Annotated in this window: 21 protein-coding genes; 12 read left to right on the forward strand and 9 right to left on the reverse strand. The window is 73.6% G+C overall.

Features of this window, described 5'->3' with window-relative positions; all coding sequences use genetic code 11:
* Positions 1 to 206 precede the first annotated feature (206 nt).
* A complete protein-coding gene (locus EV372_RS07395; protein ID WP_197044373.1) occupies positions 207 to 2,762 on the forward strand; it encodes a penicillin acylase family protein in 2,556 nt (851 codons plus the stop codon).
* A 298-nt stretch (positions 2,763 to 3,060) separates the two neighbouring features.
* On the opposite strand, the gene EV372_RS07400 is transcribed toward EV372_RS07395, so the two are convergent.
* Complete coding sequence (locus tag EV372_RS07400) at positions 3,061 to 3,954, reverse strand: oxidoreductase (RefSeq protein WP_130395388.1); 894 nt, start codon at positions 3,952 to 3,954, stop codon at positions 3,061 to 3,063.
* A 203-nt stretch (positions 3,955 to 4,157) separates the two neighbouring features.
* Here EV372_RS07400 and EV372_RS07405 point away from each other — a divergent pair, with 203 nt between their 5' ends.
* Positions 4,158 to 4,742, forward strand: coding sequence for a TetR/AcrR family transcriptional regulator (locus tag EV372_RS07405; RefSeq protein ID WP_130395389.1), 585 nt, complete (start codon positions 4,158 to 4,160; stop codon positions 4,740 to 4,742).
* Between the two features lie 92 nt (positions 4,743 to 4,834).
* Positions 4,835 to 6,448: a nucleotidyl transferase AbiEii/AbiGii toxin family protein gene (locus EV372_RS07410; RefSeq protein ID WP_130395390.1), complete on the forward strand. Its 1,614-nt coding sequence runs from the start codon at positions 4,835 to 4,837 to the stop codon at positions 6,446 to 6,448.
* A 391-nt stretch (positions 6,449 to 6,839) separates the two neighbouring features.
* Here the strand turns inward: EV372_RS07410 and EV372_RS07415 are convergent, their stop codons facing one another.
* Positions 6,840 to 8,096 carry a hypothetical protein gene (locus EV372_RS07415; RefSeq protein WP_130395391.1) on the reverse strand — a complete coding sequence of 419 codons (1,257 nt, stop codon included), beginning with the start codon at positions 8,094 to 8,096 and terminating at the stop codon, positions 6,840 to 6,842.
* 178 nt (positions 8,097 to 8,274) lie between these two features.
* On the opposite strand from EV372_RS07415, the gene EV372_RS07420 reads away from it, so the two are divergent.
* From EV372_RS07420 to EV372_RS07435, 4 genes are all read left to right on the forward strand, one after another.
* On the forward strand, positions 8,275 to 10,038 hold the full coding sequence (locus EV372_RS07420; RefSeq protein WP_130395392.1) for an ATP-binding protein: 1,764 nt from the start codon (positions 8,275 to 8,277) through the stop codon (positions 10,036 to 10,038).
* A 49-nt stretch (positions 10,039 to 10,087) separates the two neighbouring features.
* The gene (locus EV372_RS07425) at positions 10,088 to 10,741 is read left to right on the forward strand and encodes a response regulator transcription factor (protein ID WP_130398808.1); all 654 of its coding nucleotides are present in this window, start codon (positions 10,088 to 10,090) and stop codon (positions 10,739 to 10,741) included.
* A 390-nt stretch (positions 10,742 to 11,131) separates the two neighbouring features.
* The gene (locus EV372_RS07430) at positions 11,132 to 12,481 is read left to right on the forward strand and encodes an alpha/beta hydrolase (protein WP_130395393.1); all 1,350 of its coding nucleotides are present in this window, start codon (positions 11,132 to 11,134) and stop codon (positions 12,479 to 12,481) included.
* 50 nt (positions 12,482 to 12,531) lie between these two features.
* Complete coding sequence (locus EV372_RS07435) at positions 12,532 to 12,927, forward strand: zinc ribbon domain-containing protein (RefSeq protein ID WP_486484106.1); 396 nt, start codon at positions 12,532 to 12,534, stop codon at positions 12,925 to 12,927.
* A 138-nt stretch (positions 12,928 to 13,065) separates the two neighbouring features.
* On the opposite strand, the gene EV372_RS07440 is transcribed toward EV372_RS07435, so the two are convergent.
* Both EV372_RS07440 and EV372_RS07445 read right to left on the reverse strand, forming a co-directional pair.
* Positions 13,066 to 13,974 (reverse strand): ABC transporter permease, encoded by a 909-nt coding sequence (locus tag EV372_RS07440; protein WP_130395394.1) that lies wholly within the window; start codon positions 13,972 to 13,974, stop codon positions 13,066 to 13,068.
* A gap of 74 nt (positions 13,975 to 14,048) precedes the next feature.
* Positions 14,049 to 15,191: an ABC transporter ATP-binding protein gene (locus tag EV372_RS07445; protein WP_130395395.1), complete on the reverse strand. Its 1,143-nt coding sequence runs from the start codon at positions 15,189 to 15,191 to the stop codon at positions 14,049 to 14,051.
* 205 nt (positions 15,192 to 15,396) lie between these two features.
* Here EV372_RS07445 and EV372_RS07450 point away from each other — a divergent pair, with 205 nt between their 5' ends.
* Entirely contained in the window at positions 15,397 to 15,591 is a 195-nt protein-coding gene (locus EV372_RS07450; protein ID WP_013155254.1) for a DUF1918 domain-containing protein, read from the forward strand.
* A 306-nt stretch (positions 15,592 to 15,897) separates the two neighbouring features.
* On the opposite strand, the gene EV372_RS07455 is transcribed toward EV372_RS07450, so the two are convergent.
* The 4 genes from EV372_RS07455 to EV372_RS07470 all read right to left on the reverse strand — a co-directional run bounded on the left by EV372_RS07455 (position 15,898) and on the right by EV372_RS07470 (position 18,139).
* Positions 15,898 to 16,389 (reverse strand): FBP domain-containing protein, encoded by a 492-nt coding sequence (locus EV372_RS07455; RefSeq protein WP_013155255.1) that lies wholly within the window; start codon positions 16,387 to 16,389, stop codon positions 15,898 to 15,900.
* A gap of 224 nt (positions 16,390 to 16,613) precedes the next feature.
* A complete protein-coding gene (locus EV372_RS07460; RefSeq protein WP_130395396.1) occupies positions 16,614 to 17,195 on the reverse strand; it encodes a GNAT family N-acetyltransferase in 582 nt (193 codons plus the stop codon).
* Between the two features lie 309 nt (positions 17,196 to 17,504).
* Positions 17,505 to 17,708, reverse strand: a complete 204-nt coding sequence (locus EV372_RS07465; RefSeq protein WP_130395397.1) for a hypothetical protein — start codon at positions 17,706 to 17,708, stop codon at positions 17,505 to 17,507.
* Positions 17,709 to 17,770: 62 nt separating this feature from the next.
* Positions 17,771 to 18,139: a DMT family transporter gene (locus tag EV372_RS07470; RefSeq protein ID WP_130395398.1), complete on the reverse strand. Its 369-nt coding sequence runs from the start codon at positions 18,137 to 18,139 to the stop codon at positions 17,771 to 17,773.
* Between the two features lie 168 nt (positions 18,140 to 18,307).
* Between EV372_RS07470 and EV372_RS07475 the strand changes: the two genes are divergently transcribed.
* From EV372_RS07475 to EV372_RS07490, 4 genes are all read left to right on the forward strand, one after another.
* A complete protein-coding gene (locus tag EV372_RS07475) occupies positions 18,308 to 18,634 on the forward strand; it encodes a DMT family transporter (protein ID WP_130395399.1) in 327 nt (108 codons plus the stop codon).
* Between the two features lie 81 nt (positions 18,635 to 18,715).
* A complete protein-coding gene (locus EV372_RS07480) occupies positions 18,716 to 19,285 on the forward strand; it encodes a TetR/AcrR family transcriptional regulator (RefSeq protein WP_130395400.1) in 570 nt (189 codons plus the stop codon).
* 212 nt (positions 19,286 to 19,497) lie between these two features.
* Complete coding sequence (locus EV372_RS07485; protein ID WP_130395401.1) at positions 19,498 to 20,364, forward strand: TIGR03560 family F420-dependent LLM class oxidoreductase; 867 nt, start codon at positions 19,498 to 19,500, stop codon at positions 20,362 to 20,364.
* A 92-nt stretch (positions 20,365 to 20,456) separates the two neighbouring features.
* Entirely contained in the window at positions 20,457 to 20,804 is a 348-nt protein-coding gene (locus EV372_RS07490; protein WP_130395402.1) for a hypothetical protein, read from the forward strand.
* A 118-nt stretch (positions 20,805 to 20,922) separates the two neighbouring features.
* Here EV372_RS07490 and EV372_RS07495 read toward each other — a convergent pair whose 3' ends face one another.
* A complete protein-coding gene (locus EV372_RS07495) occupies positions 20,923 to 21,327 on the reverse strand; it encodes a four-helix bundle copper-binding protein (protein WP_130395403.1) in 405 nt (134 codons plus the stop codon).
* Positions 21,328 to 21,444: the final 117 nt, after the last annotated feature.

Below are 21,444 nucleotides of genomic sequence, written 5' to 3' on the forward strand. Positions count from 1 at the left end.
GGACGCCGCCCGGTGCCGCGCGGCGGGCGCGACCGGTTGCGGACAGCACGGATCCAACCGGGCGACTGTCCGCTTCTGACCAGGTGGTTCGCGCCAGCCACCGTTCGGCTCCCCGTCACCTACCAGTCGGTAACAATTGGACCCGTGCGGCGCCCCGGCTCTGGAGACTGTGACCACGGACACTCTAGGGTTCCGCCATGGGTGTAATGCGTAAGCGTGTCCTTGTTCGCGTACTTCTGGGCTTCCTCGCCGCGGTCGTGGTGCTGGCCCTGGTCGGCGCGCTCCTGGGGATATGGACCGTCCGGAGGTCGTTCCCGGAGACCTCCGGAGAACTCACGCTCCCGGGGCTGGAGTCCTCCGTCACCGTGCTGCGCGACGAGCACGGCGTCCCCCACGTCTACGCGGACAACACCCACGACCTGTTCATGGCGCAGGGCTTCACGCACGCCCAGGACCGCTTCTGGGAGATGGACTTCCGCCGCCACGTCACGGCCGGGCGCACCGCCGAACTGTTCGGCCCCGACCAGGTGACAACCGACGTCTACCTGCGCACCATGGGCTGGCGGCACGTGGCCGAGCAGGAGTACGAGCTGCTCGCCCCGGAGACGCGGGCGCACCTCGACTCCTACGCGGCCGGGGTCAACGCCTGGCTGGCCGAGAACGACGGCACCGAGGCCAGCCTGGAGTACGGGCTGCTCTCCGTGCTCAACGGCGGCCACGAGATCGAGGAGTGGACGCCGGCCGACAGCCTCGCCTGGCTCAAGGCCATGGCCTGGGACCTGGGCGGCAACATGACGGAGGAGACCGAGCGCGCCCAGCTGCTCGACGCCGGGATGACCCGCGAGCAGATCGAGGTGCTGTACCCGGCCTACCCCCACGAGGAGCACCTGCCCATCACCGACACCGACGAGCACGGTCAGGCCGGGGCCGACGGGGAGTCCGGGGCCTCCGACGAGGCGGACCTGCGGGAGGCGGACGAGCGGCGCGCCCCCGAGCTGCCGGGGGAGGTCGTCCCCGCGCTGACCGAGGTGGCCGCCGCCGCGGCGTCACTGCCCTCGATGCTCGGCCCCAGCACCAGCCCCGACCTGGGGTCCAACTCGTGGGTGGTCGGAGGCGAGCACACCGAGAGCGGGCTGCCCCTCCTCGCCAACGACCCCCACCTGGGCGCGTCGATGCCCTCCACCTGGTACCAGATCGGCCTGCACTGCACCGAGCTCACCGAGGCGTGCCCCTACGACGTCAGCGGCTTCAGCTTCTCCGGCCTGCCCGGTGTGATCATCGGGCAGAACGAGTCGATCGCGTGGGGGTTCACCAACCTCAACCCCGACGTCATGGACCTGTACGTGGAACGGATCGAGGGCGACGGCTACGTGGTCGACGGCCGGACCAGGCCGCTGGAGACCCGTGAGGAGACCGTCCGGGTCGCGGGCGGCGAGGACGTCGACATCGTCGTGCGCTCCACCCACCATGGGCCGCTGCTGTCCGACACCGCCGCGGGCGCGAACCTGGAGGCGCTGGCGGAGGAACCGGAGCTGGAGGGCGCGGAGGAGGGCGAGTACGCCGTCGCCCTGCGGTGGACCGCGCTCCAGCCGGGCACGACCGCGGACTCGATCTTCGCTCTGAACCGGGCCCGCGACTGGAACGACTTCCGTGAGGCGGCCAGCCGGTTCGAGGCCCCCGCGCAGAACCTCGTCTACGCGGACGGGGAGGGGAACATCGGCTACCAGGCCCCCGGCCTGGTGCCGGTGCGCGGCGAGGGCGACGGCCGCTACCCGGCGCCCGGCTGGGACTCCGCCTACGACTGGGAGGAGTACCTCCCCTTCGAGGAGCTGCCGAGCGTGTACAACCCCGAGTCGGGCGTCATCGTCACCGCCAACCAGTCGGTCGTGGACGCCGACTACGAGCACATGCTCACCGGTGACTGGGACTACGGGTACCGGTCCCAGCGGATCAACGACCTGCTCACCGAGGCGATCGGCGAGGGGCCGGTAACCGGTGAGGACATGTCGCGCATCCACATGGACTCCTTCCACGGCGGCGCGGTCGAGGTCGTGCCGCACCTGTTGGAGGCGGACGTCGACGGGGTCACGGCCCAGGCCCGGGAACAGCTGCGGGAGTGGGACCTGTTCACCGGAACCGACTCCGCCGGGGCCGCGTTCTACCAGGCCACCTGGCGTCACCTGCTGCCGCTGCTGTTCGACGAGCTGGAGCCGCTGACCATGAGCGGCAGCTCGCGCGGGATGTACGTGGTGGGGCAGCTGCTGGAGGACCCCGATTCGGACTGGTGGCGGGGCGCCGAGGCCAGCGGGCGCGAGGAGGTGCTGGCCGCGGCGATGGACGCCGCCGCCCAGGAGCTGACCGAGCTGCTGGGAGAGGACCCCGCCGACTGGCGCTGGGGGGACCTGCACACCCTGACCGCGACCCACGAGTCGTTCGGAACGTCGGGCATCGGTCCGGTCGAGTGGCTGTTCAACCGGGGCCCGGTGGAGAGCTCGGGCGGGGCCAGCATCGTCAACGCCACGGGCTGGGACCCGACCGCGGGGTACGCGATCACGGCGGTGCCGTCGATGCGGATGGTGGTGGACCTGGCCGACCGCGACGCGTCGACCTGGGTCCACCTGACCGGCAACTCCGGACACGCCTTCCACCCCAACTACGACGACCAGCTGGAGCCGTGGAGCCGGGGTGAGACCCTGCCGTTCGCGGTCACCGAGGAGGCCGTGCGCGCGGCCGCCACGGACGAACTGGTCCTCAACCCCTAGACGGAGCCGTCCGGAATCGGCGCGGGTGGAGACCACGGGGTTCCACCCGCGCCGGTCCTGCTCCTGGCGTCGCGGTGGGAGCCCGACGCGGCGCCAGGAACAGGACCGTTCCCGGACGACCCGGCACACCCGTCCCGTCAGACCCGCTCAGCGCGCCCAGCGCGTCCGTCCCAGCACTCCCCTCAGGTCTGTCAGGCGCCTCCGTTCCAGCAGTCCCGTCAAAACCATCCGTCGCGGCCGTCACGCCGAACCTGGGCGCCCGGCGCGCTGGCCCGGGGCACCCGCGCACCACCGCCGGTCAGACCGGGTCGGACGACCGCAGCGGAAAGCTCACCCCGGTCATCTCCTCCGACAGCGCCCACAGGCGCTTGGCGGCGCGGCCGTCCCAGGCGGCCTCGCTCCGGCTGGACAGGGCGGGGGCGCCGCGCGTGCCACCCATGGCCTTGGGGCCGGCGAAGGCCGCGCCGGGCACGTCCTGGGTGGCGGCGAAGATCGTGGGGAGGGCGCCGTTGGCGGCGCTCTGGGCGAAGACCCTGTTGCCGAGCATGAGGGCCGCCCTGGAGACCGGGTTGACCCCGTGGCTCTGGAGGTTGGTGGCGGCGTAGCCGGGGTGGGCGGCGGTGGAGAGCACGGGGGAGCCCACCGCCTCCAGGCGGCGCTGGAGCTCCAGCGTGAACAGCAGGTTGGCGAGCTTGGACTGGTTGTAGGCCCGGTAGGGCGTGTAGCCGCGGTCCAGGTTGACGTCGTCGAAGTCGATGCCCCGGGCCATGCGGTGCATTCCGGAGGAGAGGGTGACCACCCGTCCCGTGACGTGTTCCAGGAGCAGGTTGGTCAGGGCGAAGTGGCCGAGGTGGTTGACGCCGAACTGCGTCTCGAACCCGTCCTTGGTCACGCCCTTGGCGACCGCCATGACGCCCGCGTTGTTGATGAGCAGGTGGAGGTCGCCGCTCCAGGCCTCGGCGAAGGCGCGCACGGACGCCAGGTCCGCCAGGTCCAGGTGGCGTACCTCGGTGTCGCCCCACACTCCGGCGGCCTCGGCGCGCCCCTTGGCCACGTCGCGCACGGCCATCACGACGCGCGCGCCCGCACGGGCCAGGACGCGCGTGGTCTCGATGCCCAGGCCGCTGTTGGCTCCGGTGACGACCGCCGTACGGCCGCTCAGGTCGGGGATGCTGACCGCTGTGGTGTCCATTGCGCCACGGTAGGCGAGCGCACCCGGGCTGTCCATGGTGACCGCGGAGACCGTGACACCCCTGGGCCGTCCGCAGCACTCACAGCAGCCGCGGACACCACGGCGACCACAACACCCCGGGCTGTCCCCGGCGCCCCGGGCCGTCCCCGGGCTGTCCATGGCGGACACGAGGACCACGGGGGCGTCGGTCTATCCTGGTCTCCATGGCCGACCGCCCCTACCACCACGGAGACCTGCGCGCCGTCCTGCTCGCCAACGCCGAGCGCGCCCTGGCCGAACGGGGGCAGGCCGCGCTGTCCCTGCGCGAGATCGCCCGCGAGTCGGGGGTCAGCCACGCCGCGCCGGGTCGCCACTTCCGGGACAAGCAGGCGCTGCTGGACGCGCTCGCGCTCAGCGGCTTCGAGCGCCTGACCGAACGGTTGGAGGCGGCCGAACCCGAGGCGGGCGACGCGCGGCTCCGTGTTCTCGCCCTGGCCAGGGCCTACGTGGGGTTCGCGGTGGAGCACGCCGCGCTGCTCGACCTCATGTACGCGCGCAAGCACGACCCCGACGTCTCCGAGCAGCTGTACGCCGCCGTGGGGCGGCTGCTCGAACGGGTGATGCGCCCCATCCTCGACGCCCAGGCCGCCGGGGAGATCGCGGGCGGCACCCCGGAGGCCGTCACGATGACCGTGTCCGCCGCGATGCACGGCCTGGTCGCGCTCACGGCCACGTCCTCCCCCGAGGAGATCGACGCCAAGCTCGCGGACATGGTCGGGGTGCTCTTCGAGGGCCTCGGGCCGCGCTGACGTCCGGGTCCCGAACCGGACGGGCGCCCCATACGTCCCATGGGCGAGGTACCCCCGGGGCGGAAGGCCCCCGAGACAGAAGAAGGCCCCCGATGGAGTTCTCCGGTGACTTCGAGACCCACCTGACCCTCGACGCGACCGCCCCCGGGCTCGTCGCGGAGGCGGCGGAGTGGGCGCGCGAGCACGGGCTCAAGTTCACCCACATCGAGCTGGACCGGGGCGAGTCCCCGTCACAGCCGATGGTCACCTACCACTCCGACGGGAGCACCCTGGCGCGGGAACTCGCGGTTGCGAAGCGGTGGGCGGCCCTGCTGGCCGAAGCCGGGTTCGCGGTCACCCGCACCAAGGTGGAGGTGTCCCGCCGGGCCGCCGGGGTCCCCCGGGACCGGGAGGAGGCCGGACGGCTGCCGGAGTCGTGCTACTTCGAGACGCACGTCAAGCTCCTGCTCCCCGCGTCGGCCGACCTGGCGGCCCTGTCCGCGATCGTGGAACCCCACCGCGCCCGGACGTCACGCAACGCGCGCAGGGTGCGCGACGACGGCTTCCAGGAGCGGTTCGTCACCCAGCGGTGCTCACGTGTGGGCCACGAGGAGGCCGACCGGTTCGAACACGCGCTGTTGAAGTCCCTGGAGAGGGCCGGGATGACCTTCGAGGACAAGAAGGGGTGGCAGCCCAGGGTCCTGTCGGTCGAGCGGGAGTTCGTCGTCCACGACACCGCCCTGTCCGTGGACGCGGGGTGGATGGACGCCGCCCCGGTCCGCGACGCCGACGAGGTTCCGCCGAGCGTGTACGCGCCGGACAGCTACCGACAGCGCCCGCCCGGCACCTACGTGCCCAACACCGACGGCCCCGAGGCGAGTCATGGCAAGGTGTTCGACCCCGCGCTCAAGCACCTGGACGACGCCTACCGGGCGGGTGAGCCGGTGTTCACCGATCCCGGCCTGGGCTCCCGCTGGTGGGGGGCCAACCGGCTGGCTATGGAGCTGGCCCTGCGCGCGATCGCGGGCACACCGTGGCGGGACGGCCTCATGCTGCGCGGCAGCATGCTCATGCCGGTGTGGGTGGGGGACGCCGCCCGGCGCCCCCGGGACCTGGACTTCGTGGTGCTCCCGGCCGAGACCGCCCCGTTCGGGGACCCGGCCGACCGCATGTTCGCGGACGTGGTGGAAGCCGTCACGGGGGCGTCCGCGCGGGGGATCTCCTTCGACGCCGGGGGCGTGCGGCTGGAGAGCATCTGGACCTACGAGCGGGCGCCGGGCCGCCGCGTGGTCGTCCCGTGGCGGGCCGAGGGCCTGCCCCCGGGCACCGTGCAGATCGACGTGGTGTTCAACGAGTCGCTGCCCGAGCCGCCGGTGGCGGTGTCGGTGGCGGGGGCGGACGTGCTGGCGGCCGGGGCGGAGCTGTCCCTGGCCTGGAAGGTGCTGTGGCTGTACACGGACACCTACCCGCAGGGCAAGGACCTCTACGACGCGGTCCTGCTGGCCGAGAGCGCGCGGCCCTCGCGCGAACTGCTCGTCGGCGTGCTGCGCCCCGAACTGGGTGACCGGGCCGAGACCGTGGACGAGCGCTTCCTACGCGAGGAGGGCAGCCTCGACTCCGAGGAGTGGGACGACTTCGTCAGCGACTGCCCGTGGGTGGAGGGCGACGCCGGGGAGTGGGTGGACCGCTTCGAGGCGGCGATGGCCCCGGTGTTCCGGGGGGAGTGAGCGGGCTCTGGAAGGAGCGCGGGCTCTGGAAGGAGCGCGGGCTCCGGGAGGAGCGAGCGGGCTCCGGGAGGAGCGCGGGGACCGCCCCGTTTTTTCGGGGGCGGTCCCCGCGTCCGCGGGCAGGGCGTGGGGTGAGACGGTGTGCGGGCACGTCGAGGTGGGCGGGCTCGGGGGACCCCCCGTTTTCCAGCAAACCGCGATCGGCCCTCACTCCGCCAGCCCCGTTCCGTACCTGTGCACAACCTCCGGCCGGGGTGGAACGCGTGCCGTGCCCGGGGCCTCGGACCGACCGGGCACGGACCGATCGGACACAGGCTGGCCAGGTACGGACCAACCGGTCAGGCACAGACTGACCAGGCACGGACCGACCGATCGGACACAGTCCGACCGGTCAGGCCGGACGGACGAACGGGTCGGCGGGCGGGTCGTAGGCGGTCTCCTCGTCCAGCAGCCACACCCACTCCGGGCGCCACTCGGGGGTACGGCCGGCCATCTCCGCGGCGACGTCCCCCACCCACACACCGACGCCGAGGGCGGACTCCGTCGACCACTCCGGCCGGTGGTCGTAGGCCCGGTCGACCTCCACCGCGTCGGGGGTCGCCCGGGCGCGCAGGAAGAACCACATGCCGTGCTCGGGGTGGCCTTCGACCCGGCGCAGCTCGTAGTCGCGGTGGCCGCGAGGCTCCTCCTGGATCCGGTTGCCCTCGGCGTCCACCAGCGTGGACTGGCTCTGGCTGTTCCCACCGGTGATCGTGTAGACCACTTCGCCTCCGTGCTCGGCGGCCAGGCCGCGCAGGAAGTCGCCCAGCTCGCGCAGCGGTCCGGTCTCCCCGGGTACGGGCCGCGGCCTCTCCGCGGCCGTCCGCATAACGGACTCCACTAGGACCGACCACTCCTGGTCGCTGAGCACGCGGGTCCGGCCGCGTTCGGCCGGCTTCTCCGTCCCAGCGGGAAGCGGCGCGACGGGGCGGCCGTCCCCGGAGATCCCGGCGGCGCGGAGGACGCCGGTGGCCGCGGCGGTGTCGAAGGGCATCGGGTCCAGGAAGCCGAAGTCGACCGTTCCTCCCTCGACGGTGTGCTTCACCCGGGTGTAGAGCCGCTCCCCCAGGTCGTCGAAGGGGTCGTCACCCTCGTCGGGACGCGGGCCCCCGGTCACCGACACCACCTCGTTGACGAAGGCCAGGAGGTGGTGGGTGGCCTCCTCCGGGCCGACGAAGGCGGACAGGCGCATCCCCAAACCGTCCTCGTCCACCTGGTCGTGGTAGGTCGAGCGCGCCCACGTCCCGTCCTCCCACCAGTACACGAAGCCGATGGGGACGCCGCTCTCCAGTCGGGAGATCCACTCCCAGGGGAGCCACTCCGGGGCGTCCGCGTACGGATTGACCGGGGGCCCAAAAGCACTGTCGGTCCTCCCGGCCCGGTCCCAGCCGATGATCAGGTACCGGCCGCCCTCGACACGGGCCATCCGCCACCAGTTGCCGTCACCGTCCTGGAGGAGCAGGACACCGTCGTCCTCGACCCGGTGCCCCTCCGTCCAGACGGGGCCGAAGCCGGTGGACAGCGCGATCCTCAACGCTCCGAGCGTCCGGAGCACCTCGGGGCGCGGCAGGTCCTCGGGGCGTCCGGGGCTGTGGAATCCAGATGGCACGGGCTCTCTCCTGGGGATCGGGGACGGTGGGAACCGGGGATGGTGAGGACTTCATCCCATGTGCCTCCGACACTCCGCGCGAGGAGAAGGTTCGGCGCGGCTGCGGAGGCACGCCGGGGAAAGTGCTGGCGGCACTGTCGGCGAGGACACCGATGGGAGCGCTGACTAGCCTGTGGCCATGCGGGAGATCCGGAAAGAACCGCGCGGGTGGACCCGTCCGGCCTTCGAGGCCGTGCTGTGGGCCCTGCTGGGCGCGCTGATCGTGGTCGAGCTCTCCGGGGCCCGCGACCGGCCCCCGGTCCTCGAAACGTGCCTCCTGCTGCTCGCCCTGGCCGTCGCGGCGCTCCTGTCCCGTCCCCTGCCGTCCGTCTCCCTGGGCGTCGTGCTCGCCGGAGCCGTCCTACAGACGTCCGCCTCGGCCCTCCTGACGATGGAGACCTCCGTGTTCACGCCCTGGCTGGCCGTGGCGGTGCTGGCGCTGCTCACCGGCCTGCGTTCGGAACGTGTGCGCCCGGTGGTGGCGATGGTGGTCGTGGCGTGCTCGTTCACCCTCGTCCTGCACCTGTCGGCGGGGCTGGTGTCCGGCACCGGCGTCCGGGCGTTCCTGTCCGACTCCGTGGACTGGCTGGGCGTCGTCCTCACCATCGCGCTGAGCACGCTCACCCCGTGGCTGTTCGGCCGCTACCAGCGCCTGCGCCGCCGGGTGTGGCGGGGCGGCTGGGAGATCGCCGAACGCATGGAGCGGACCCGCGCGGCCGAGGCCGACCGCGCCCGCCTGCGGGAGCGCGCCCGGATCGCGACCCGGATGCACGACTCCCTCGGCCACGACCTCGCGCTGATCGCGGTGCGCGCGGCGGCCCTGGAGATGACCGCCCGGGAGGACTCCGAGCAGAGCCGGGCCGCCGGTGAGCTGCGCACGGCGGCGCACGAGGCCAACCTGCGGCTGCGGGAGATCATCGGTGTGCTGCGCGAGAGCGGTGACGGTGACGGTGGCGACGACCCCGGCGAAGCCGTTTCCGGACCGGGCGCGATCGGTCCGGGCCCGGGCGGATGGAACGCGGGCGGATGCGACGCGGGCACAACGAACACGGGAGTACCGGACGCGGGCGAACCGGGCACGAGCGAACCGGACGCGGGCGAGTCGGTGGCGGCCCTGGTGCAGCGCGCCTCGGACGCCGGTATGCGGGTCCGGCTGCTGCGGGAGGGCCCCGACCCGGACCCCGCCGCCCCGGGCGGCGGCGTCGTGCACCGGGTGGTCCAGGAGGCGCTGACCAACGCGGCCAAGTACGCGCCGGAGGCGGAGGTGACCGTGCGGGTGGTCCGCGAGGCCGACCGGACCCGGGTGTCGGTCAGCGACACCGGACCGCCCGGGGCCGTGCGGACGGTCCTGCCCGCGCGGAGCGGGGGCGGGTCCGGCCTGGCCGGGCTGCGTGCGCTGGTGGAGGAGCTCGGCGGGAGCTTCGCCGCGGGCGGGGAGGAGGGCGCGGGGTTCGCCGTCCGGGCGACCGTGCCCGACCCCGGCGCCGAGGGCGGTGCGGAGGACCCCGGGGAGTCGGAGACGCACCGCGCCCACAGCGAGGCCCGCGACCGCGCGCGGCGTCGGCTGGTGGCCGCGGTCGCCGTTCCGGCCGCGCTGGGGCTGGGCCTGGCCGCGGTCGGTCTGGGCCTGCTGTCCTGGGTGGGCGTCAACACCGTGCTGTCTCCGGAGCGGTACGGGCGGTTGACCGTGGGGGACGACCGGGAGCGGGTGGAGGAGGTGCTCCCCCGGTTCTCCTACCCCGAGCACTCGGTGTCGGCCCGGGCCTCCGAACCGCCCGCGCCGCCGGGTACCCGCTGCCTCTTCTACCTGTCCCGGTACGAGAACGGGCTGCCGCCGGTGTACCGGCTGTGCTTCGAGGACGGTGTCCTGGTCGCCAAGGACGAGCTCCACCGGACCGAATGACCGGGCGCCCCAGTAGGGTGTCGGCGTGAACGCGACAGACGGCGCCGGGGTGCTGCGCCTCGTCCTCGCCGACGACGAGGCCATGATGCGCGCCGGACTGCGCGCGATCCTGTCGGCGGCGCCGGGGATCGAGGTGGTGGGCGAGGCCGGGGACGGCGCCGCCGCCGTGGCACTGGTCGCCGAGCACCGTCCCGACATCGCGCTGCTGGACGTGCAGATGCCCGGAACGGACGGCCTGGCCGCGACGGAGGTCATCACCCGGGAGCACCCGGGGACGGCGGTCGTCATCCTCACCACGTTCTCCGAGGACGCCTACATCGCGCGGGCCCTGTCCGGGGGCGCCAGCGGGTTCGTGCTCAAGAGCGGGGACCCCCGGCAGCTGGTGGAGGGGCTGCGCGCGGTCGCGGAGGGCGGGGCGTACCTGTCGCCGGAGGTGGCGCGCCGGGTGATCGACGAACTGGACGCCTCCGGGGGGCGGCTGTCCCGCGCGTCGGCGGCGCGCGAACGCGTCGGGCGGCTCACCGAACGCGAACGCGGGGTGCTGGCGCTGGTCGGCCAGGGGTGCTCCAACGACGAGATCGCCCGCCGCCTGGCCATCGCCCCGGGCACGGTCAAGGTGCACGTGGGGTCGATCCTCACCCGGCTCGACGTGCGCAACCGGGTGCAGGCCGCCGTCGTGGCCTACGAGGCCGGGCTGGTCTGAGCCGGACCGGCCTGAGGCCGCGGTCCGCTCCCGGCCCGGTCCGCTCCCGGCCCGGTCCGCTCCCGATCCGGTCCCGGAGCGCTGGACGAGGGGCCGTCCACGGGCAACAGCTGTCCGCGGGTGCCACTCGGCCCGGGGCCCGGGTCCATGGGCGCGGGTCCGCAGGTCGTCCACAGGCAGGGTTCGGGGCTGGCGGCGGGGGCCTTCGCTGCGGTTCGATGGAATCGGGGGGTCCCCAGGGCTCTCTCCGTCGGCGTGCCCTCACCCCGTTCCCCACGCCCCTACGCCCCCACGCGCCGCTCCCACCGCCCTTCCTACCCCTTTGTGCCTACCCGGCCGCTGCCGTCCAGGAGATGTGCGCGCGGTGCCCCGGCCCGGAGCATGGCTGGCATGAACACCGCCAACTCCGTCCGCGCCAAGCGCGCGGCCGCCTACGGTTCGGCCGCCCTCGTCCTCGCCGCGGCCTTCTCCGTTCCCGCCGCCCTCAACGCGGCCACCGACTCCGGGAGCGTGGTCCTCACCCCGCCCGAACCCACCGGCCCGCACGCCGTCGGCCGGACCGAGCTGCACCTGGTCGACCCCGACCGCGGCCACCCCTGGGTGGAGGAGGCCACCGCACGGGACGTCATGGTCAGCGTCTGGTACCCGGCCGGGGACGGCACCGGCGCCGACGGGGAGGACGACGCCTCCTCCGGGGACCCCGGCTCCGGGGAGGGCACCGGCACCGGCGAACCCGCTCCCTACGTCACGCCCTCCGTCGCCGGGGTCCTCAAGAGCGAGCTGGAGCAGGGAGGACTCCACCGCGACAGCGTCGACTTCGACGCCTTCCGGGTCAACGCCCTCCAGGACGTTCCGGCCGCCGACACGGGCCCGTTCCCCGTGGTCCTCTACTCCCCGGGGATGGAGCAGTCCCGGTTCCTCAACACCCTGCACCTGGAGGAACTCGCCTCCCACGGGTACGTGGTGGCCGCCATGGACCACCCCTACGAGACGCTCGCCGTGGACATGCCCGACGGCCGGGTACTGCGCACGAGCGCCCCCTCCTTCAGCACCGAGGCCCTCAAGGAGGCCCTCGCGGTCCGGCGCGCGGACACCCGCCTGGTCCTGGACGGACTGACCGCGCTCGCCGAGGGCCACAGCCCCGACGCGGGCGGCCATGAGCCTCCCGCGGGCCTGGGCGAGGCGCTGGACCTGGACGCGGTGGGCATGTTCGGCCACTCCGCAGGAGGGCTCACCGCCGCCGAGGTGATGCTGGAGGACGAGCGCGTCGACGCGGGGCTGGACCTGGACGGCACCATCGGCTACCACGTCGGCGATGAGGTGTGGTCGGAGGCCAACCTGCGGGGCGCCGACCGCCCCTTCGCGCTCCTGACGGCGGGGAGGGCCGGGGTCGAGCTCGAACCGCACCACAGCGGGTACAGCGCCGGTTTCCGGACCTTCGTGGACGCCTCCTCGGCCGACGTCCTGGAGCTGTACATGGCCGAGGGCGAGCACTTCAGCTACACCGACCACCAGTGGGTCCTGCCCGGCGTCGACGAGGCCCTCCAGCCGGGCAACCGCGCCTGGCCCGACCTGCTGGAGGGGTCGATCGGCACCGTCGACCCCGAGGACTCCGTCCGGGCGCAGCGCGCCTACGTCACGGCCTTCTTCGACGCCCACCTGCGCGGCGAGCGTGACCCGATCCTGGACGGCCCCTCGCCGGACCTGCCCGCGTTGGAGTTCGTCGACCACGGCCGGTGACCCGCCGGTCCCCCTCTCCCGGGGCCGTCGCCCGCAGGGCGGTGGCCCCGATGGACCCCGACGAACGCCGGTGGGCCGCTCGACACGGCCTGGCCGAGGAGTTCGGTGTGGTGGGGGTCGAGGACCTGCACATCACCAGCATGGTCCGCTCAGCTCGGGGAAGCGTGGACGCCCCGGGCACCGACGTGGCGCAAAAGCGTGGGTTGAACCGTGCGATCGCGGGTGAGGCGTGGGGACGCACCGTCACCCTGCTGGAGTACAAGCTCGCCGACAGGGACGGGCACCTGGTGCGGGTGCCCGCCCCCTACACCTCGCGGCGCTGCTCGCGGTGCCAGGCCATCACCGAGGGCAGCCGGAAGTCGCGGGACCGGTTCGTGTGCAAGGCACCCGAGTGCGGTATGCCGCGCACGCCGACACCAACGCCGCGCGCAACATCGAGCACCTGATCAAGCAACAAGCGCCCCAGGACATTGCGGGTGCCAGGACGTGGAGCCCTCGCCGTCAGGCGGGCTGTGAAGCGTAGACCACCAGCGGCGGACGGATTCCGTTGGCTGGATACTCCCGCCTTCAGGCGGAAGAGGATGTCAAACGTCGCGCACGCGCAGCTCGGTGTGGGCCACGATCTGCGCTGCCAGGGCCCAGCCCACGACCGCGGCGATGTTCACCGGCCCGTCGTGCGGAGCCGTGTAGAAGCCCACGTCGCCGCCCGCGTAGAACTCGATCCCGGCCGTTCCCGGCATGAGCGCCGCGAAGTCGCTGATCATCTGCACCTGGGAGAGCTGCATGACCATCGGCAGCCCCATGAGCAGCAGGAACCCCACGATGAACGTGCCCGGCATGCTCCGCGTCGCCGTGCCGATCCCGACGAACAGCACCGCGAACAGCGCCATGCACACGCCCGCGTTCAGCGACGTCGCCAGGGTCTCGGCGACGTCGGCGGAGGCGTACCGGCCGACGAACACGCTCAGCACCGCGACCGCCGTCACCGTGGCGAGCACGCCCGCCGCGAAGGCCAGTCCGGCGGACACCAGCGTGCGCGCGACCAGCACGGTCCCCCGGGCGGGCCGCCACAGCAGCGTGCTGGTGACGCTGCGGTTGCCGAACTCCCCGGTCGCGGCCAGCGCCGCCATCACCAGCACGGCGATCTGCACCAGGTAGAAGTGCCCCTGCGAGGTGAGCCGCATGAACGCGGCGCCGTCCGCCTCGTCCGGGTTCTCCATGATCCGGGTCCACTCGGTGTAGCCCATGAGCGCGGCGAACACGGCCATGCCCGCCAGCGCGGCGCCGAACGCCCACCACGTGGACCGCAGGGACGACTGCCGGATCCACTCGGCGGCGATCTCCCGGAGCAGGTCCGTCCGGGGGCGGCCCCCGGAGCGGTCGGTCCGCGCCCCCGCCGCCTTCGCCGACCCCGCCGCCCACCCCGGGTTTCCCGGGCTACCGAGGTCTTCCCTCACACCCGTGGCACCCGGCACCTTCGACACACCCGACATGCTCTCCTCACCCCTGTCGTCCGTTCCGTTCCCGCTCCCGCTTCGGGCTCGCGCCCCCTCCTCCTGCCACCGGATCACCGGGACCTCCTGCGTCCCATGCGGCGCAGTCGCCCGGCCGGTTCCGCGGTGCTCCCGGGAGGCGCCGGGTTCCCGGCGGCGGGTCCCGTGTCCCCCTGCGCGGGCCCGGACGCGGGCGCCGCGCTCCCCGGGGCTTCCCGGCCGGAGGCAGCGGGCCCGGAGCGGGCTCCGTACTCGACGGCGTCCCCGGTCAGTTCCAGATAGGCCTCCTCCAGCGAGGCCTCCTCCAACCGGAGCCCGTGGACCCGCGCTCCCGCGGCGTGCGCGTGGTCGCCGACCTCCGCCGCGCCGAGCCCGAACACCCTCAGGCCGGTGCCTCGGGCGTCACCGCCGTCACGGGCGTCACCGGCCGCTCCGACACCCCGAACACCCCTGTCGTCCCAGGTGTCCTCCGCGGCCTCGACCCGCACCGGGGGCCCCAACCGCTCCAGCCGCTCCCGCAGCTTCGCGGCGTCCGGGCTGTACACCAGCACGTGCGTGCGCGACCAGGCCGCGATCACGTCGGAGATCGGCGCGTCCGCGATCAGCCGCCCCCGCCCCACCACGACCAGGTGGTCGGCGACCATCTCCATCTCGCTCATGAGGTGGCTGGAGACGAACACGGTGCGCCCCTCGTCGGCGAGCCTCCGCGTCAGGTCGCGCATCCACCGAACGCCGTCCAGGTCGAGCCCGTTCACCGGCTCGTCGAACAGCAGCACTCCCGGGTCCCCCAGCAGCGCGTCCGCGACGCCCAACCGCTGGCGCATGCCCAGGGAGTAGCCGTGGACCCGCTGGCGGGCGACGCCGGTCAGGCCGACCTCCTCCAGCACCTCGTCCACCCGGCTCCTCGGGATACCGCCGCCCGCGGCCTTCGCGGTCAGGTGGGCGCGGGCGCTGCGCCCGGGGTGGGCAGCGTCCGGCGACAGCAGGGCGCCGACCCGCCGTGTCGGCCGGTCCAGCCGCCCGTACTCCCGGCCGTCGACCAGCGCCTCTCCCGACGTGGGCCGGGCCAGGCCCAGCATCATCCGCATGGTCGTGGACTTCCCCGCGCCGTTGGGCCCCAGGAAGCCCGTCACCCGCCCGGATTCGACGGTGAAGGTGAGTCCGTCCACCGCCGTCCTCCCCCCGTAGCGTTTGGTCAGTTCGCGCACCGTGAGCACGGTTTCCCCTCTCTTCCGCTCTCGTGGTGCACCACGCTAGGAAGAGGGGCCCCGGCCCCGCATCTGTGGTTCGTCAGGGACCGGATACGCACTTGTGCCTACCCGGCGCCGCCGGGGGCCGTTTCGCCGGGGGCCGTTTCGCCGGACCGGCGTTTCGGGTAGGTCCCGTGGGTGACGGCCAACCGATCGAACGGGGGGAGAGGTCATGCGGGCGTCCATCGGCGACTACGTGCGTACGCACGGGGTCGTGAGCACCGAGGGTCAGCACGTCGGGGAGATCGTGGAGGTACGCGGCGCCGACGACGGGCCGCCGTACGTGGTGCGGTTCCCCGACGGAGAGGAACGGCTCGTCTACCCCGGGCCGGAGACGGTGGTGGAGCCCCGGCACCCGGTGGACTGAGGGGCACCGGAGGGGCGGTCGGGTCACCCGGAACGGACAAGTCGCGGGGGAAGCACGCCGGGTCGAGGGGGAGCCGGAGGAGCTGACCGGACCACCGGGGACGCCCCGGGCCTCCGGCCGTGCGGGACGGCCCGCCCCTCGGCCCCCGGGAGCGACCGGGACGGACGGGGTGGTCAGGGCCGGCGGGACAGCACGGGCGCCCCGGTTTCCGGGGCCGAACCCGGCGCCGGCCCACGGCACGGCGGGCACACAGGACGGCGGCGGGCGTGGCGCCCGCCGCCGTGGTGTCCGGGTCCTACACGCGGATCAGGCCGACAATCGGTCCAGGAAGCCGCCCAGGTTGGTCGAGGCGCGGGCGATCTGCTCGTCCACGGTGAGGGACTCCTCGAACCGGCCGCCCGGCTCCGGCTGCTTCTTCCCGCGGATGTACAGCGAGCAGGCGAAGTCCGTGCACATGTACAGCCCCACCGTGCTGCCGTCCTGACCGGCGCGCCTGGCCTTGGGCGCGGCCAGCAGGGCCACGCCCCGCCCGGGGTGGGTGGTCAGGCACACCGAGCACACGCTCCGGCGCAGCCCGACGCGGGCGTTCGACAGCCGGAAGGCCACGCCCACGAGCCGGTCGCCGCGCTCGGTGACCAGGTAGGCGCGTTCGTGCGCGGTGTGGTCGCGCCAGCCGAGGAAGTCCAGGTCCTCCCACGGACGCCGGTCCAGGTCGCGCGGCAGCGAGAGCCGCTGTGCCTCCCCCTTCGAGCAGTTCACGAACGACGTGCGGATGTCCCGCTCAGTCAAAGCTCTCATGAGGGGGACGCTAACGCCGCAGGTCGGGCCCGGGCAACGTTTTTACGGCGCGGTGAACCGCCTCCGCGCGGACCGAAACGCCCGTACCGCCGGGCACACGGCCCGCTCCGTCCGACCGGCCCGGGCTCCGCGTGACCCATCCCACCCGCGCCGACCACTCCCCGGCGCGGTTCGGCCGTCCCGCGCCGACGGCCCGTGGGCCTGCGCCTCGCGCACCCGCCGTCTCAGGGGCGTCTGATCAGGTAGAGCGCGAAGGGCTCTCCCCCGTGGCGGATCTCGCGCGCGTAGCCGAAACCGAGCCGTTCCATGACCGCGCGGGAACGGAGGTTGTGCACCTCGGTGAAGGAGACCACCTCGTCCGCGCCGAGGTGGTCGAAGGCGAACTCCAGCCCCGCGCGGCCGATCTCGCTGGCGTAGCCGAGCCCCCAGAAGCACTCGCGGATCGCCCAGCCGACCTCCAGGCACCACAGGGAGTCCACCACGGCGCGGGACAGGCCGCCGCGCCCCACCAGTTCGCCGGTCCACCGGTCGTGCGCGATCCACTTGTGGACGCCGTCGGTCTCCCAGGCGCGTTCCATGTGCAGGGCGCTCTCCCAGGCCTCTCCCCGCGTCCACCTGCCGCCGTACCAGCGGGCGACGCCGGGGTCCCGGTGCAGCCGCCACAGCTCGCGGGCGTGCTCGGGGCCGATGGGGTCCAGGCGCAGCCTCCGCGTGACGCGGACGCCGGACGGGTCCCGCGGTCCGGCCGGGCCGTCCGGGGTCCCCGGCGGAACGCCGCGGCGGTGTCCTCGGTCGGAGCCGGTCACGGGTGCTCCAGCCGGGTGCGGGCGCCGGATGGGACGGCGGCGCGATCCCGGTCCCGGGGATGGTCGCCGAGCGCGTGGAGGAGGCCCCCGTGCGCACCGGGCGTCCTCACGGCCGTGCCGCGTGCGTCCCGGTGCACGTCACAGGGGCTGTCCGCCGCACCGCGCACGTGCCCGTGCGCCCTCTCCGCTCCCACACGGGAAAGTCTAGGTTCCGCCCCTCCCGTACGGTCGTCACCGCCGTGTACTGGGACTTTCCCGTTATCCGCGGGCACTCGGCGCGTGATGTCCCCTCCCGGCGCCGACCGGGCCTCAGTCGCGCTGGAAGAGGCGCGCCGTGTACAGGACCGCGCCGGAGGCCAGCCCGGCCAGTGCCAGCGAGGCCGCGAACGAGGCGGCTTCGAGCACGAAGCCGGAGAGCTCGGCCGTCTCGGCCAGGAAGCGGCGCGAGGCCTGGCGCGAGAGGACGAACACGGCCACGAAGACGACGAAGGAGACGACCGAGGAGACCCTCACCGGAGGGTTCCGGGGCGTTGGAGAGGACGCATGCGGGCCATCCTAGGACGCGCCGCCCCCGGTCACTCCCCGGGTCCGGGGGTCGGCCCCGCGGTGGCCCGCTCCCCCTCCTCCCGCCCGCCCATCTGGAGGAACGCCGTGCCGACGGTCACCAGCAGCAGACCGCCCACCCGGGGCCAGGTGAGCGCCTCCCCGAGCAGGGCGACGCCCAAGGCCGCCACGGCGGCCACGCCCAGCGCCGTCCACAGGCCGTAGGCCACCCCGACGGGCATCCCGTGCCGCAGTGCGAGGGAGAAGAGGTAGTAGGCCGCCATCACGCTGACGACCGCCAGCACCGTGGGGGCCGGGGCGGTGAAGCCGTCCGAGGCGCGGGTCGCGAACGCCCCGAGTACCTCGGTCACGACGGTCGCGACCAGGAAGAACCAGGCCATGGCGTACCCCCATCACGGGACCCATGCGCCCCGAATCTAGATGAACGATAGTTCAACTTATATCTCAGAGAACTGAGCTGGATCAATGATCGCTTGCATCAAAACTAGTTGAACTATCGTTCGTTTTGTGTGAGGCTCTGCTCCGACGCGACACATCTGGGAGGAAACATGCTGCTCGCCTACGCCCTCCTCGCCGGGACCGTGGCTCTGGAGGTGGTCGGAGCCCTCGCCACGCGCTACTCCGACGGGTTCACCCGGCCCCTGCCGACGGTGCTGACGGTCGCCTCGGTCCTCGGCGCCTACTACCTGTTCTCGCTGGCGCTCCTCGAAGGGCTCGACCTCGGGGTCGCCTACGCCGTCTGGGCCGCGGCGGGCGTCGTCTCCGTCGCGCTGTTGGGCGTCGTCCTCCTCGGCGACCGGCTGACGCGCACCCAGTCCGCGGGCATCGGGCTCGCGACCCTCGGGGTGGTGTTGTTGCAGCTCGGCGCGGCCTGAGGGCTGTCGCTGACCCGCCCGCCGAAAGCGCACGCTGCTAGACTCCAGCGAGCCGAGCACCACGCGGCCCTGGAGGCGGAGATGACGCGAACGACCGGCGCGCAGGTCGACGGACGTCGCGCCCGGGGCGAACGCAAGCGGGAGGCGATCATCGCCGCGGCCCTGCGCGTCATCGAACGCGACGGGGTTCCCGGGGCCACCCACCGGACGGTCGCCGGGGAGGCCGGGGTGCCCGCGAGTTCGGTGGCCTACTACTTCGCCACCCTGGACGACCTGCTCGTGGCCGCCCTGACCGTGGCCTCGGACTCCTACATCGCCCAGCTGCGCCGGGTCATGGACGCCGACGGCGACGACCTCGCGACCCTGGCCCAGCTCATCGCCGAGGCCGCCGGGCCCGACCGCCGCCGCGCCCTGGCCGAGCGGGAGCTGACCCTGCTCGCCGCGCGCCGCCCCGCGCTGCGCCCCATGGCCCTGCGCTGGAGAAAGACCCTCACCGAGATCGCCCTGCGCCACACCGACGATCCGGTCGCGGTGGAGGCCTTCCCCTCGGTGTCGGACGGATTGTGCGCGCGCGTGCTGCTGGGAGGGGACACCCCCACCGTGGGCGAGATCGAGGCCGTCCTGCGCCACACCCTGGGCGTCCGGCGCTGACCGCACGACCCGAACACCACGCGCCCCGGCGCCACACACTTACCCCGGGCACCACGCACACCCGGATCCGCCCACTCACCCCAGACACCACGCGCCCCGGCGCCGATCCCGGACACCCCGCCTCCGGACCGTGTCACACACCCGCACGCACGGGGTACAGGCAGCAGACTGGCCCCGTCCGGGACCCTCCGGGCACGCGTCGAGGAGGACACATGGAACTCGGTATGCACGTCGCCGACTTCACCTGGGACGGCGGCACGGCCGCCATCGGCCCCACGCTCGCCGACACCGCCCGCGCCGCCGAGGCCGCGGGGGTCTCGCGGCTCACGGTGATGGACCACTTCTGGCAGATGGGCGGGGACATCGGCCCCCGGGAGAACGCCATGCTGGAGGCGTACACCACCCTGGGCTTCCTGGCCGCGCACACCGAGCGGGTCCTCCTGCACACCCTGGTCACCGGGACCGTGTACCGCGAACCGGGTGTGCTGGCCAAACAGATCAGCACCCTGGACGCGCTGTCGGGCGGCCGCGCCGGGCTGGGCCTGGGGGCCGCCTGGTACGCCGACGAGGCGCACGGCCTGGGCATCCCGTTCCCGTCCACGAAGGAGCGGTTCGAGCGCCTGGAGGAGACGATCCAGATCTGCCTCCAGATGTGGGGCGGGGACGAGGGCCCCTACCGGGGCAGGCACCACACGCTGGAGCGCACCCTCAACTCGCCGCAGAACATCTCCACCCCGCACCCGTACCTGATGGTCGGCGGCGGCGGTGAGCGCAAGACCCTGCGCCTGGTCGCCCGGTACGCGGACGCGTGCAACGTCTTCGGCGGCCCGAACGCGGCGCACAAGCTCGACGTGCTGCGGCGGCACTGCGAGGACCTGGGACGCGACTACGACCGGATCGAGAGGACCACGACCCTCTCCGTCACCCCCGGCACCACGCGGGACGCGCTGGTCCGGCAGCTGCTGGAGCTGGCCGCGACCGGGTTCTCGGTCGCCTACGTGTACGGCCAGGGCTTCTCCGACCCCCGCCGCGCGGTCGAGCTGCTCGGCTCCGCCCTGCCGGAGGTCGCGGACGCCTGAGCCGGGCGGTTCCGGGGCCCCTGCCGGAAATCCGCGTGCGGCCGAGGACCGCGGCGCGTACCGTCGAGGGCTCGACCACAGGGGGGTGGCACATGGTGGACGGACCGCGCGTCTTCGAGGTCCTGGTGCCCGGATACGACAGCCTCGACGAGGTGCTCGCGCTCCAGGAGCCGGTGGCGCGGCTCCTGTGCCCCGACCCGGCGCACACGGGTCCGTGCGAGGTGCCCTGGAACCTGGGTCCGCGCACGGAAGAGGAGCAGGACGACCCCGTGGGGACCGGCCACACCGTCGTCGCGGGCCTCTACGCCACCCGGGCCGGGGCGGAGGCGATCGCGGCGCGGATCGGAGCGGAGCTGGAACGCACCCCCCATCTGGTGGAGGCCGATCCGGACGACCACGAGGAACTCGTCGAGCAGTACCGGGCCCAGAGCCGCCGGTGAGCGCAAGAGCCGCGGCGACCCCGGCGGCGCGCCCTGCCCCGAAGGCCGCGACGCGCCCCCCACGGGCGGCCCGGCCCGCCGTCCGGACGGTCCGGAACCGCCTTCCGGGCAGGGTCGGTCAGAGCGTGTCGATCAGCTCGCGGCACGCCCGCTCGCAGCGTCGGCACGCCTCCGCGCACACCCGGCAGTGGTCGTGCGTCGAGGCGTGCTGTTCGCACTCGTCGGCGCACGTCTTGCAGGCCTGCGCGCAGGCCTCCAGGACCGCGCGGGTCAGGTTGGCGTCGTAACCGGTGTGACGCGAGAGCACCCGGCCGGTGGTCTCGCACTGGTCGGCGCAGTCGAGGTCGGTGCGGACGCACTTGACGAGGTCGGCGATTCCGTCCTCGCTCAGACAGGCGTCCGCGCAGGCGGTACAGGCCTGGGCGCACTCGAAGCACGCCTCGATGCAGGCCCGCAGCCTCTCGCGGTCCACCCCGCCCAGGTCCTTGGGATAGGTCTCCAGCATCCGGCTCGCCACGCTCATGGCGTTCCCCCTCGGCGTCGTGCGGCGCCGGGGGCGGGCGCCCCCGGCCCTGGTCCGCACTCCCACTAACCGGCGGGCGTCGGGGCAAACCCGGGGGCCGGTGCGGGCGCCGGGCGG

The sequence above is a fragment of the Nocardiopsis sp. CNZ308 genome, assembly GCF_004217075.1.

What these genes read in the sequence shown, in the direction of transcription:
- EV372_RS07395 (WP_197044373.1), top strand. Translation starts at nt 207, where the DNA reads ATGCGTAAGCGTGTCCTTGTTCGCGTACTTCTGGGCTTCCTCGCCGCG.
- EV372_RS07400 (WP_130395388.1), bottom strand. Translation starts at nt 3,954, where the DNA reads ATGGACACCACAGCGGTCAGCATCCCCGACCTGAGCGGCCGTACGGCG.
- EV372_RS07405 (WP_130395389.1), top strand. Translation starts at nt 4,158, where the DNA reads ATGGCCGACCGCCCCTACCACCACGGAGACCTGCGCGCCGTCCTGCTC.
- EV372_RS07410 (WP_130395390.1), top strand. Translation starts at nt 4,835, where the DNA reads ATGGAGTTCTCCGGTGACTTCGAGACCCACCTGACCCTCGACGCGACC.
- EV372_RS07420 (WP_130395392.1), top strand. Translation starts at nt 8,275, where the DNA reads ATGCGGGAGATCCGGAAAGAACCGCGCGGGTGGACCCGTCCGGCCTTC.
- EV372_RS07430 (WP_130395393.1), top strand. Translation starts at nt 11,132, where the DNA reads ATGAACACCGCCAACTCCGTCCGCGCCAAGCGCGCGGCCGCCTACGGT.
- EV372_RS07435 (WP_486484106.1), top strand. Translation starts at nt 12,532, where the DNA reads ATGGACCCCGACGAACGCCGGTGGGCCGCTCGACACGGCCTGGCCGAG.
- EV372_RS07440 (WP_130395394.1), bottom strand. Translation starts at nt 13,974, where the DNA reads ATGTCGGGTGTGTCGAAGGTGCCGGGTGCCACGGGTGTGAGGGAAGAC.
- EV372_RS07450 (WP_013155254.1), top strand. Translation starts at nt 15,397, where the DNA reads ATGCGGGCGTCCATCGGCGACTACGTGCGTACGCACGGGGTCGTGAGC.
- EV372_RS07455 (WP_013155255.1), bottom strand. Translation starts at nt 16,389, where the DNA reads ATGAGAGCTTTGACTGAGCGGGACATCCGCACGTCGTTCGTGAACTGC.
- EV372_RS07470 (WP_130395398.1), bottom strand. Translation starts at nt 18,139, where the DNA reads ATGGCCTGGTTCTTCCTGGTCGCGACCGTCGTGACCGAGGTACTCGGG.
- EV372_RS07475 (WP_130395399.1), top strand. Translation starts at nt 18,308, where the DNA reads ATGCTGCTCGCCTACGCCCTCCTCGCCGGGACCGTGGCTCTGGAGGTG.
- EV372_RS07480 (WP_130395400.1), top strand. Translation starts at nt 18,716, where the DNA reads ATGACGCGAACGACCGGCGCGCAGGTCGACGGACGTCGCGCCCGGGGC.
- EV372_RS07485 (WP_130395401.1), top strand. Translation starts at nt 19,498, where the DNA reads ATGGAACTCGGTATGCACGTCGCCGACTTCACCTGGGACGGCGGCACG.
- EV372_RS07490 (WP_130395402.1), top strand. Translation starts at nt 20,457, where the DNA reads ATGGTGGACGGACCGCGCGTCTTCGAGGTCCTGGTGCCCGGATACGAC.
- EV372_RS07495 (WP_130395403.1), bottom strand. Translation starts at nt 21,327, where the DNA reads ATGAGCGTGGCGAGCCGGATGCTGGAGACCTATCCCAAGGACCTGGGC.